At 60.2% G+C, this 12249-nt stretch carries 10 protein-coding genes; 4 read left to right on the forward strand and 6 right to left on the reverse strand.

The window, feature by feature from the left end; translation table 11 throughout:
- Nucleotides 1–37: 37 nt before the first annotated feature.
- Nucleotides 38–634 (reverse strand): GDP-mannose pyrophosphatase NudK, encoded by a 597-nt coding sequence (gene nudK / locus HMPREF3142_RS25400; protein ID WP_002913754.1) that lies wholly within the window; start codon nt 632–634, stop codon nt 38–40.
- A 58-nt stretch (nt 635–692) separates the two neighbouring features.
- Nucleotides 693–2675, reverse strand: coding sequence for a formate-dependent uric acid utilization protein AegA (aegA, locus tag HMPREF3142_RS25405; protein WP_070612854.1), 1983 nt, complete (start codon nt 2673–2675; stop codon nt 693–695).
- A 372-nt stretch (nt 2676–3047) separates the two neighbouring features.
- On the opposite strand from aegA, the gene acrD reads away from it, so the two are divergent.
- Nucleotides 3048–6161, forward strand: coding sequence for a multidrug efflux RND transporter permease AcrD (gene acrD / locus HMPREF3142_RS25410; protein ID WP_008803839.1), 3114 nt, complete (start codon nt 3048–3050; stop codon nt 6159–6161).
- Between the two features lie 127 nt (nt 6162–6288).
- Here the strand turns inward: acrD and ypfM are convergent, their stop codons facing one another.
- Nucleotides 6289–6348, reverse strand: coding sequence for a protein YpfM (ypfM, locus tag HMPREF3142_RS29190; RefSeq protein WP_100181659.1), 60 nt, complete (start codon nt 6346–6348; stop codon nt 6289–6291).
- A 365-nt stretch (nt 6349–6713) separates the two neighbouring features.
- Here ypfM and HMPREF3142_RS25415 point away from each other — a divergent pair, with 365 nt between their 5' ends.
- Genes HMPREF3142_RS25415 through HMPREF3142_RS25425 form a run of 3 tightly spaced genes read left to right on the forward strand, consistent with a single transcriptional unit; the run spans nt 6714 to nt 8428 of the window.
- Entirely contained in the window at nt 6714–7067 is a 354-nt protein-coding gene (locus HMPREF3142_RS25415) for an ArsC family reductase (RefSeq protein WP_070612856.1), read from the forward strand.
- Between the two features lie 3 nt (nt 7068–7070).
- On the forward strand, nt 7071–8198 hold the full coding sequence (gene dapE / locus HMPREF3142_RS25420; RefSeq protein WP_070612858.1) for a succinyl-diaminopimelate desuccinylase: 1128 nt from the start codon (nt 7071–7073) through the stop codon (nt 8196–8198).
- Nucleotides 8199–8224: 26 nt separating this feature from the next.
- Complete coding sequence (locus HMPREF3142_RS25425; protein ID WP_002913768.1) at nt 8225–8428, forward strand: YpfN family protein; 204 nt, start codon at nt 8225–8227, stop codon at nt 8426–8428.
- A gap of 48 nt (nt 8429–8476) precedes the next feature.
- Here the strand turns inward: HMPREF3142_RS25425 and ypfH are convergent, their stop codons facing one another.
- From ypfH to HMPREF3142_RS25440, 3 genes are all read right to left on the reverse strand, one after another.
- Complete coding sequence (gene ypfH / locus HMPREF3142_RS25430; RefSeq protein WP_008803836.1) at nt 8477–9172, reverse strand: esterase; 696 nt, start codon at nt 9170–9172, stop codon at nt 8477–8479.
- 76 nt (nt 9173–9248) lie between these two features.
- Nucleotides 9249–11252: a tRNA(Met) cytidine acetyltransferase TmcA gene (locus HMPREF3142_RS25435; protein WP_070612859.1), complete on the reverse strand. Its 2004-nt coding sequence runs from the start codon at nt 11250–11252 to the stop codon at nt 9249–9251.
- A gap of 9 nt (nt 11253–11261) precedes the next feature.
- Nucleotides 11262–12137 carry a KPN_02809 family neutral zinc metallopeptidase gene (locus tag HMPREF3142_RS25440; protein WP_012540912.1) on the reverse strand — a complete coding sequence of 292 codons (876 nt, stop codon included), beginning with the start codon at nt 12135–12137 and terminating at the stop codon, nt 11262–11264.
- Between the last annotated feature and the right edge of the window lie 112 nt (nt 12138–12249).

Here is a 12249-nt window from a genome sequence, read left to right on the forward strand (position 1 = left end):
ACCACGGCGCCTATCCTGGACAACGGCAGCCGCTTACTCAATCGGATTTGTCAGAGTTCCCCGACATCAGGCCGGAGGTTTGCAGATACTGCAGCAGGATGACCGCCTTACCGTCGCGGATCTCACCGTCAGCGACCATCTGCAGCGCCTGGCTAAAAGGCAGCTCCAGCACCTCGATGGCTTCATCATCCACCCCGCCGCCGCTGGTGGTTCGCTGCGCGTCGCTGTACTCGGCGATAAAGAAATGCACCACTTCGGTGACGCCCCCTGGCGACATAAACAGCTCAAACAGCTTACGCACCTCGCCCACTTCGTAGCCGGTCTCTTCCACCGCCTCTTTACGAATGCAGGCTTCCGGCTCGTCGTTGTCCAGCAGCCCGGCGCAGGTTTCAATCAGCATGCCGTCATGATTGCCATTGACCCAGGTGGCGACCCGGAACTGCCGCACCAGGACCACCGTCTGCTTATGGCGGTTATACAGCAGTACGGTGGCGCCATTGCCGCGATCGTAGACTTCGCGCTTATGGCGCACGACGCTGCCGTCCGCCCGCGTTAGCTCATAAGTCATGTTGCGTAGTACGAACCAGTTCTCAGAGAGGATTTTATCTTTAATGACGTGAATATTGAGTGACATACCGACCCCACAGCGTAAAAGGACGCCCTCATACTACGCTGCGGGGCCGGGTTTGTCGTCAGTGAAGCGGCGTCGTTTTCAGCGCCAGATAGTCCAAAATCCCCTGCGCCGCGTGACGGCCTTCCGCCATCGCCGTCACTACAAGGTCTGCGCCGCGCACGGCATCGCCGCCGGCAAAGATCTTCTCCTGACTGGTCTGGTAACGGTAACGGCTCTCGACGCCGGCTTTGATGCGCCCCTGGCTGTCCAGCGCCACGCCCGCCGCTTCCAGCCAGGGCATGCGGTGCGGGTGGAAGCCAAAGGCCATGATCACCGCATCCGCCGGCATAACAAACTCACTGCCGGGGATCGGCGTCGGGCGGCGTCTTCCTCCCGCGTCCGGGGCGCCCAGCTCGGTGCGCAAAAAGCGTACCCCGTTCACTCGCCCGCTTTCGTCCAGCTCCAGGGTCACCGGCTGGACGTTAAACTCAAAGACCGCCCCCTCTTCGCGGGCGTTTTTGACCTCTTTTTTCGAGCCCGGCATGTTGGCTTCATCCCGCCGATAGGCGCAGGTCACCTGGCGGGCGCCGTGACGCAGCGCGGTGCGCACGCAGTCCATCGCTGTATCGCCGCCGCCCAGCACGACGACGTTCAGCCCGGCAGTGTTGATATAAGGCTCCTGAGCCGATGCCGCCAGCCCCATCACCTGTTTGGTGTTGGCAATGAGGAACGGCAGCGCATCGTAAACGCCGGGGGCCTCTTCGTTCGGCAACCCCGCCTTCATGGAGCGATAGGTTCCGGCGCCGACGAACACCGCGTCATAGTCGGCCAGCAGCGTCGCCATGGGGATATCTTTCCCCACCTCGCAATTGAGCTCAAAGCGGATACCCATCTCGCTGAAAATGGCCCGCCGCCGGGCCAGCAGCGATTTATCCAGCTTGAACGCCGGGATGCCGAAGGTCAGCAGACCGCCAATCTCCGGATGACGGTCAAAAACCACCGGCTGGACGCCGTGACGCACCAGCACATCGGCGCAGGCCAGCCCGGCCGGCCCGGCGCCGATAATCGCCACCCGCTTACCGCTCGGCTTAACCTGCGAGAGGTCCGGACGCCAGCCGCTGGCCAGCGCCTGGTCGGAAATATAGCGCTCAATGTTGCCGATGGTGACTGCGCCGCTTTCATCGCGCAGGGTGCAGGCACCTTCACACAGCCGGTCCTGGGGGCAGACGCGACCGGTGATCTCCGGCAGGCAGTTGGTCTGATGGGAAAGCGCGACCGCGGCGGCGATATCCCCCGCCTTAACCAGCTCGACCCACTGCGGGATATGGTTATGCAGCGGGCAGGTCCATTCGCAAATACTGTGTTCCCCACACGTGAGGCAGCGGGCGGCCTGCTGCTGCGCCTGCGCCGGGGTGAACGGCTGATAGATCTCCTCAAAGTGGCTCTTACGCGCCTTCGCCGCCAGCTTATCCGGCTCCCCGCGCGGCGGCGTCATCGCCATTTGCCTGACCTTCGCGCCAACATTGGGCTGGCTGCAGGTCGGCGTACCGCGCTGCCACGGCTGCACCTCCTGGCATGCCGAGCGCAGTCGCCGCTGCTTCGCCAGCGCGGTCAACGTCTCATCGTCGGCGAGGGTCAGTGCCTGCGCGGGACAGTTTTCCACACAGGCCGGTCCCGCCTCGCGGCCCTGGCACAGATCGCATTTCTGCGCGCTGGCCTTTACCAGGCCCGCAGCCTGCGGCGTCACCACCACCTGCATCACCCCGAACGGGCAGGCCACCATGCAGGATTTACAGCCAATGCATTTCTCCTGACTGACCTGAACGCTGTCGCCGGACTGGGCAATGGCGTCGTTGGGGCAACTGCGGACGCAGGGGGCGTCTTCACAGTGGCGGCAGGTGATAGCGTTACGCTGGCCCGCCGCTTTGATGACGGTGATACGAGGTAAAAAGCGCTGCGGGGTCAGCACGTGTTGCTCCTCGTTATGCGCCATTACGCAGGCCACTTCGCAGGCCTGGCAGCCGATACATTTTCGACTATCGCTCAAAATAAAGTGGTTCATGGCTTCCTTTTGTCTTCTTGGTGAATAACCCCTCAATGCGCATGACTATTTATTACCCGACAAGACGGCGCCGGAACAATGTCCAAATGCCCAGGATAAACTTTTTCTGGAGAGAATCCGTTTTGGATCAATTTTTTTGACTTAAATGAAATGAGGTTTCACACCGGCAAGGGATAATGCGCCTGTCTGAGGCTGCAAAGCAGGCTCACTGCCTGCTGGCAGGAAAGTTCGAGGTTTCTTTACGATACGGCAAAAGCAACATGATAAATTACACTATCTCCTTAATTTCTCCACGATTGCCGGAGGCGCTGGCGCTAAAGTGGCACAGGCTGTGCAATAACAAAAAAATGTGCATATGAGGTCTTTATTCTGATGGCGAATTTCTTTATCGATCGCCCCATTTTTGCGTGGGTGCTGGCAATCCTGTTATGTCTGACGGGCACCCTTGCCATTTTGTCGCTTCCGGTTGAACAGTATCCCGACCTCGCCCCGCCGAACGTGCGGATCACCGCCAACTATCCCGGCGCCTCCGCGCAAACCCTGGAGAATACCGTCACCCAGGTTATCGAACAGAATATGACCGGCCTCGATAACCTGATGTATATGTCATCCCAGAGCAGCGCCACTGGCCAGGCGACGATCACCCTCAGCTTCACCGCCGGTACCGACCCGGACGAAGCCGTGCAGCAGGTTCAGAACCAGCTGCAGTCGGCGATGCGTAAACTGCCGCAGGCAGTGCAAAACCAGGGGGTGACGGTGCGCAAAACCGGCGACACCAATATCCTGACCCTCGCCTTCGTCTCCACCGACGGCAGCATGGATAAACAAGATATTGCCGACTACGTCGCCAGTAACATTCAGGACCCGCTCAGCCGCGTCAACGGCGTGGGGGATATCGACGCCTACGGCTCGCAATACTCAATGCGCATCTGGCTCGACCCGGCGAAGCTCAATAGCTACCAGCTGACCACCAAGGATGTGACCGACGCCATCAGTTCGCAGAACGCCCAGATTGCCGTCGGCCAGCTTGGCGGGACGCCTTCGGTCGATAAGCAGGCGCTGAACGCCACCATCAACTCGCAATCTCTGCTGCAAACCCCGGAGCAGTTCCGCAATATCACCCTGCGCGTCAATCAGGATGGTTCAGAGGTGACGCTGGGCGATGTCGCCACCGTCGAGATGGGGGCGGAGAAGTACGACTACCTCAGCCGCTACAACCGGCAGGCCGCTTCGGGCCTGGGAATTAAGCTTGCTTCCGGCGCCAACGAAATGGCCACGGCGGAGCGCGTGATCAATCGCCTCAATGAACTGTCGCAGTATTTTCCTCACGGTCTGGAATATAAAGTCGCCTACGAGACAACCTCCTTCGTAAAGGCCTCCATCACTGATGTGGTCAAAACGCTGCTGGAGGCGATCCTGCTGGTCTTCCTCGTGATGTATCTGTTCCTGCAGAACTTCCGCGCCACCCTGATCCCGACCATCGCCGTGCCGGTGGTGCTGATGGGCACCTTTGCGGTGCTGTATGCCTGTGGCTACAGCATCAACACCCTGACGATGTTCGCGATGGTGCTGGCGATCGGCCTGCTGGTGGATGACGCCATCGTGGTAGTGGAGAACGTCGAGCGCATCATGAGCGAGGAGGGCCTGTCGCCCCGCGAGGCGACCCGCAAATCGATGGGGCAAATTCAGGGCGCGCTGGTGGGGATCGCCATGGTGCTGTCGGCGGTGTTTGTGCCAATGGCCTTCTTCGGCGGCACCACCGGGGCCATCTATCGCCAGTTCTCAATCACTATCGTCGCGGCGATGGTCCTCTCGGTGCTGGTGGCCATGATCCTCACTCCGGCCCTTTGCGCCACGCTGCTCAAGCCGGTTAAGCCAGGTGAATCCCATGAAAGAAAAGGCTTCTTCGGCTGGTTCAACCGCACCTTCAACCGCAGCGCCAGCCGCTACGAAACCTTTGTCGGCAAAATTCTTCACCGCTCGCTGCGCTGGATGCTGATCTACGTCGTCCTGCTCGGCGGGATGGTGTTCCTGTTCCTGCATCTGCCCACCTCGTTCCTGCCGCTGGAAGATCGCGGGATGTTCACCACCTCGGTCCAGTTGCCGAGCGGCGCTACTCAGCAGCAGACGCTGAAAGTAGTGCAAAAAGCGGAAGATTACTTCCTCAATAATGAGAAGCAGAACGTCGAGTCGGTGTTCGCTACCGTTGGCTCCGGCCCCGGCGGCAACGGGCAGAACGTGGCCCGCATGTTTGTGCGTCTCAAAGACTGGGACCAGCGCGACCCGGAAACCGGCTCCTCCTTTGCCATTATTGAACGCGCCACCAAAGCGTTTAATCAGATCAACGAAGCGCGGGTCATCGCCAGCAGCCCGCCGGCCATCAGCGGCCTCGGCAGTTCGGCAGGCTTCGATATGGAGCTTGAGGATCACGCCGGTAAGGGGCACGATGCGCTGATGGCGGCACGCGATACGCTGCTTGAGCTGGCCGGCAAAAACCCACTGTTGACCCGGGTCCGCCATAACGGGCTCGACGACAGTCCGCAGCTGCAGGTCGATATCGATCAGCGTAAAGCGCAGGCGCTGGGCGTCTCCATTGACGACATCAACGATACGCTGCAAACCGCGTGGGGGTCGAGCTACGTCAACGACTTTATGGATCGCGGCCGGGTGAAGAAAGTCTACGTCCAGGCAGCGGCGAAATACCGGATGCTGCCTGACGATATCAATCTCTGGTATGTCCGCAACAGCAGCGGCACGATGGTGCCGTTCTCGGCCTTCGCCACCTCGCGCTGGGAGACCGGCTCGCCGCGGCTGGAGCGTTACAATGGCTACTCGGCGGTGGAGATCGTCGGTGAGGCGGCGCCGGGTATCAGTACCGGTACCGCGATGGACATGATGGAGAAGCTGGCCGCGCAGTTGCCAACCGGCTTTGGCCTCGAATGGACCGCCATGTCCTACCAGGAACGCCTCTCTGGCGCTCAGGCGCCGGCACTGTACGCGATTTCGCTGCTGGTGGTGTTCCTGTGCCTGGCGGCGCTGTACGAGAGCTGGTCGGTGCCGTTCTCGGTGATGCTGGTGGTCCCGCTCGGGGTGATTGGCGCCCTGCTGGCGACCTGGGTGCGCGGCCTGGAGAATGACGTTTACTTCCAGGTGGGCCTGTTGACGGTGATCGGCCTGTCGGCGAAAAACGCCATTCTGATCGTTGAGTTCGCCAACGAGCTGAACGAGAAAGGCCAGGATCTGCTCAGCGCCACGCTGTCGGCCTGCCGTCAGCGCCTGCGCCCTATCCTGATGACCTCGCTGGCGTTTATCTTCGGCGTGCTGCCGATGGCGACCAGCACCGGGGCCGGTTCCGGCAGCCAGCATGCGGTCGGTACCGGGGTGATGGGCGGGATGATCTCCGCCACCGTGCTGGCCATCTTTTTCGTGCCGCTGTTTTTTGTGCTGGTACGTCGCCGCTTTCCGCTGAAGGAGCGTCCGCAATAAGCCGTCGGGCGTTGGCGGCGAGCCTTAATAACAGAAAAGGCGACCCTTAAGGTCGCCTTCTTTATGTGTTCAGAACGATGACGCGCTTATTTACTTCGCGTTATTCCCCTGCTCACATTGCGGAAATTTATTTACGAAGCATGCCTTCAATAAAATCTTTCCAGTTCCCCAGTTCATGTTCAATCATAATAGCCTCTCTTATTATTATGGTCGATTCTATATAACTTCATTGCTGATGGGAAGTTGGGCTCCCCTATTGCTCTGATTGTCTTGTGGACGTCTGACAGAGATAAAACCTCTGGTTGCCGCCACTATGCCGTTTCGTATGTAAAAATTATGTGACGCAGAGCACTCTCAGGCAACATTTTCGCAATATTGTTAATAGCCTCACATCACTTCCGCGAATGAGCAAAATTTCACCACGCCGTCAATTGAATGAGATACCCGGTAAAAAGTTATATTTATTCATCTGAATCACGTATTATTTCAGTAAGACTTATATATTCGGAAATATCTGAGTTAACCGCTTAATTGAATGTGAAAGGTTTATCTATGCTCACCATGTACGGAATTAAAAACTGCGATACCATTAAAAAAGCCCGTCGCTGGCTGGAAGCGCATCAGATTGCGTATCAGTTTCATGACTACCGCGCCGATGGCCTTGACCGCGCGCAACTGGATACCTTTATTGCCGAACTGGGCTGGCAGGCGCTGCTGAACACCCGCGGCACCACCTGGCGCAAACTCGACGAGTCGCTGCGCAACAGCATCGATAATGCCGACGCCGCCGCCGCATTGATGCTGGAAATACCGGCGATTATCAAACGCCCATTGCTCTGTGCGCCCGGTCGTCCTATGCTGCTGGGTTTTAGTGAAGCAAGTTATCAGCAGTTTAACGAGGTATAGTCTATGTCTTGCCCGGTCATTGAGCTGGCTCAGCAGCTTATTCGCCGCCCTTCCCTTAGCCCCGATGATGCGGGATGCCAGGCGTTAATGATTGAACGCCTGCGTGCGATCGGCTTTACCGTTGAACCGATGGATTTCGGCGATACACAGAATTTCTGGGCCTGGCGCGGCCACGGCGAGACGCTGGCCTTCGCCGGCCACACCGACGTGGTCCCGGCAGGCGACGCCGACCGCTGGATCAACCCCCCGTTCGAACCGACCATCCGCGACGGGATGCTGTTCGGCCGCGGCGCAGCTGATATGAAAGGCTCGCTGGCAGCGATGGTGGTGGCGGCGGAACGTTTTGTCGCGCAGTACCCGAATCATCGCGGCAGACTGGCGTTTTTGATCACCTCCGATGAAGAGGCCAGCGCCAAAAACGGCACCGTCAAAGTAGTGGAAACGCTGATGGCGCGTAACGAACGTCTGGATTACTGTCTGGTCGGCGAACCCTCCAGTACCGAAGTGGTCGGCGATGTGGTGAAAAATGGTCGCCGCGGCTCGCTGACCTGCAACCTGACCATTCACGGCGTGCAGGGCCATGTTGCCTATCCGCACCTTGCCGATAACCCTGTCCATCGCGCGGCGCCGATGCTGGCGGAGCTGGTCAATATCGAGTGGGATAAAGGCAATGAATTTTTCCCGCCAACCAGCATGCAGATCGCCAACGTACAGTCCGGTACCGGCAGCAACAACGTGATCCCCGGCGATATGTTCGTCCAGTTCAACTTCCGCTTCAGTACGGAACTGACGGACGAGATGATCAAAGCCCGCGTGGTCGCCCTGCTGGAAAAATACCAGCTGCGTTACAGCGTGGAGTGGTGGCTCTCCGGCCAGCCGTTCCTCACCGGGCGCGGTAAACTGGTGGATGCGGTGGTGAGCGCAATTGAGCACTATAATGAGATCAAACCGCAGCTGTTGACCAACGGCGGCACCTCTGACGGTCGGTTTATCGCCCGCATGGGGGCGCAGGTGGTTGAGCTGGGCCCCGTGAACGCAACCATTCACAAAATTAATGAATGTGTGAACGCCGCCGACCTGCAGCTGTTGGCACGGATGTATCAACGCATAATGGAACAGCTGGTCGCCTGACGAATTGACGTAAAGAGGAAGCGCGCATGGAATGGCTTATTAAACACTGGTGGATTCTGGTTCTGGTCTTTTTGGTGGGGGTGATTATCAACGTGATCAAAGATCTGAACCGCGTTGACCACAAAAAATTCCTTAACAACAAACCCGATCTGCCGCCGCACCGCGATTTTAACGATAAATGGGACGATGACGACGACTGGCCAAAGCACGACCAGTCGAAGAAACCGTAAGTTTGCCTTTATCGCGGTACTGCCCGCCTGTAACCCCGTCCGCCGGGGTTACAGCATTTCGATGATATCGTCCCCTTTTGGCGTACTGCCGCTCAGCGCCTCATCAAAATAGTGCTTCGGCACGGTATAACGCAGACGCTCGATGGCAAACTGCATGCTGCGATCGTCAATGGCATGCCCCAGATCGTCAACAATATCTAAGGTCACGTCGCCGCCCGCCTGCTGTAATGCCTCCTGAGCCGACACCGCCCACGCCAGGTCGATAACCCGATCTTCCCCCCCGTGGATCAGGTGAATGGTGGTGGCCGTCGTTGCCGTCATCGGCAGCGTCGCGTAGCGGCCATTAAAGGCGATCACTCTTGAAGCCAGATCTGGCGCCGCTTTGATACTCTCCAGCGACATAATCGCCCCCTGAGAGAAACCGATCAGCGCGGTGGCCAGTGGACTGACGCCGCTTTTCTCCTGCCAGTAGCGCACAATGTCAATGAAGGTCGGCATAATGGCATCGATGCGCTGCTGACGATTCTCTTCCGTCACTCCCTGCACCGAAAACCACTGCCGACCGTTGGGACCGCAAGGTTCGACCCCGCCGATGCTGACAATTAGCGCATCGGGAAACTGCGGCGCGAACCAGCTGCCGATTTGCCCCATAGAGACTGGGTTATCACCCACACCATGAAACAGCAGCAACAGCTGTTGCGCAGGCGTCGCAGGGCTTTGAACAATAAAATGATCGTGTTTCATGGCTGTCTCCTTAGTGTATGCGGGCAGTTTACGCCGCTCGCCAGATATGACCATGTCATTTAACTGAATGAGTTAGTTAAAATAATTGCAGATGCGCCACCTGCTGACGCAGCGCCTCAGCACGCGCTGCATCGAGGAAGCGCAAGGCGTCAGCGGCCTCAACACGCCATCTCGCCAGCAGGGCTTTACGCCCCGTCAGCCGCAGCGCAGCACACAGCGCGGCTTCCTCTTCCCCCTGCAGACGTCCGCGCAGAGCCGGCAACGGCATGTCGGCCTGCATCAGCAGGCGGTTGAGGCAGCCCAGCGCCGCGGCCAGCGGGCGATGGGCGAAAGCAAAGCTCGCCGCTTCCAGCCAGTCCTCATCACTAAGCATAGCGTCTGCGACGGCCGGCAGCGGCGCGGATTCGTCCCGCCACGGGCGAAGCCAATATTCATCCCGCAGCAGCCGCTGCGTCTCCCGCTGCGCGAGCTGGTGCCCCGCCGCAGTCAGCGGGAACAGAGCCATCGCGGTATAGCAGCCGCTGCTGGCCTCGCGATGGGTTCCCAGCCGCACGAGGATAAACCCGCAGCGTTGCCAGAAGCGCCACAGCTCAGGGGTATAGCCGAAGCTGACGGACAGATAGTCATAGCCCGCGGCATCGGCGGCGATACTGGCGATCATCTTCTGCCCGAGACCTTCGCGCTGACGGGCAGGATGGACAGCAATCCGACTGACCCGCAGCCCGGACAGCGTCGCCGCCAGGGGACTGCCGCCATGCGCCGCCAGCGACTGGGCGACCAGATTCCCGCGCGGCCGGCGAAACCCTGCCCACACCGCCCGACTAAGTTCGGGAGAAAGTCCCCCCTCGGCCACCAGCCATAGCGCGCCCGCCACCGCGCCGCTGGCGCGAGCGCAGCGAAAAGCCTGGCCGGGGGCATCCATCATGCGCCGCAGATCGAGCGGGGAAGTCCGGTAGTGCGCCCCGGACAATAGCTGGTACATCGCCTCCGGTAGCGCTGGCTGCGATTGCCAGCAGGACTGATTAACCGCTTCCAGCACCACCTCCCCCGTCGGCGCGTCGCGAAATGCCTCATCGTTAAAGATCAGCAACTGACGGATGGCTGACTCCAGCGGACAGCCCGCCGCCCAGCGGATCGGGGCGCTCAGGCTGAATGACAGCAGACGGGGCAGGCTGGCGCAAAATTTCAGCAGGAATCCGCGACCGGTGCCTTCATAACCCTGCACCGTCGTGGTGAGTAGCGTGCGGGGAAAACGGCTCACCAGCTGCCGGAGAAGCGGAGCTGGGATCGACGCGGCCTCATCGACAATCAGCCAGGCCGCCGTTTCTTGCGACGCCAACAGCGCATCGGGCGCCATAAAGCGGAACGCCTCGCCGGCAAAGCTCGCCAGCACCTCGACGGCGCTACGCGTTGGGGCGGTGACGATGGCCTCGCCCCCAAGCTGGCGCAGCAGCATGCCCGCGAGAGCGGATTTCCCTCGCCCGCGCTCTGCCGTCACCGCCGCGATACCGGGCGGCAGCCGCAACAGTTGCTCAAGGATTAGCGCCTGCTCGGCCTGGGGGTGGCCATCGGCGGGATGCCAGTCAGGGCGGGGGGCGGCCAGCGGGAAGCGCGGCCGGTCCGACTGCTGCCAGAGCAGCACCTCCGGATCGGCGATAAACTGCCGGCAGCAGCGGTGAACAAAGTTGGGGGTAACGATAGGGTCGGGAGTATCGCTCCAGCGCAGGGAGTCCTCATCCGCCCGGGTCGGCCAGTCGGCGAAGGGGGGCGTCAGCAGCACCAGCCAGCTTCCCGCCCGCAGCGTACCGCTCAGGGCCGCCAGGGCCGCCACGTCACACCCGCGCCGGGCATCGAAAAAGGCGTGCATCACTTCCCGACCCAGCAGCGTCTTCAGGGCGCCAGGCGCCACGCAGGGCGCAGAAACCGGATCGGAGCCTACCCACAGACCATCGCCGCCGAGCCGCTCCCGTAGCGCCTGCGCCTGCTGCAGCGTCCAGGCCTCATCGCCGCTGAGCACCAGCAGGCGACGGATCCCCTCCCGCGCCATCTGCGCGGTGAGGTCAAGCAGCGCGTCCATCATCGGTGGCGATTACAGCGCGCTGCCGAAGGTATTGCACTGCGCCGGATCGCCGCTGTCGAAACCGCGTTTGAACCAGGTGTAGCGCTGTTTTGACGTGCCGTGGGTAAAGCTGTCCGGTACCACGCGCCCCTGGCTCTGCTGCTGCAGACGGTCGTCGCCGATGGCTTCGGCAGCGTTCAGCGCCTCCTGCAGATCGCCGGTTTCCAGAATATCCTGCTGCTGCATATTATGGCCCCAGACGCCGGCGAAGCAGTCCGCCTGCAGCTCCATCTTAACCGACAGACGGTTGGCTTCGGCCTCGGTGGCATGCTGCTGTTGCTGGCGAACTTTCGGCTCAATGCCCAGCAGTTTTTGCACGTGGTGGCCCACCTCATGAGCAATGACGTACCCCTGAGCAAAGTCGCCGTCGGCGCCCAGTTTATTTTTCATCTCATCGTAGAAGGACAGGTCGATATAGACCGTGCTGTCGGCAGGACAGTAGAACGGCCCCATCACCGACTGACCGGTGCCGCAGCCGGTACGTGTCGCGCCGCGGTAGAGCACCAGTTTTGGCTGGGGGTACTGGCGGCCCATCTTTTCAAAGATCGGTCCCCAGGTATCTTCGGTGGTGGCCAGAATGACGGAAGTAAACTTCGCCGCTTCATCGTCTTTCGGACTGATGGAGCGCTGCGTGGAGGTCTGCTGCTGCGGCATCGGCTCCCCGGTCAGCATGCCGGTCAAATCCACGCCGTAGTAGCCCGCCACCAGCACAATAATCAGCAGTACAATGCCGCCCTTCCCGCTCGGCAGACGGAAACCGCCGCCCCCGCTGCCGCCAAACGGCGAGCCTGATTGACCACGTCGATCTTCAACATTGTCGCTTTCGCGACGCCCTTGCCAGCGCATAAGCACCTCATTCCCTGTTATGTATCAATAGCAGAGATCGTAGGCGGTTCAGCGCAGGATTACCACAGGAAACAGCAAGAGACGCCAGAAGATGAGGCCATCTTCTGGCGGC

This window comes from Klebsiella sp. HMSC16C06, from assembly GCF_001808325.1.
In the GTDB taxonomy this organism is placed as follows: Bacteria; Pseudomonadota; Gammaproteobacteria; order Enterobacterales; family Enterobacteriaceae; genus Klebsiella; species Klebsiella variicola.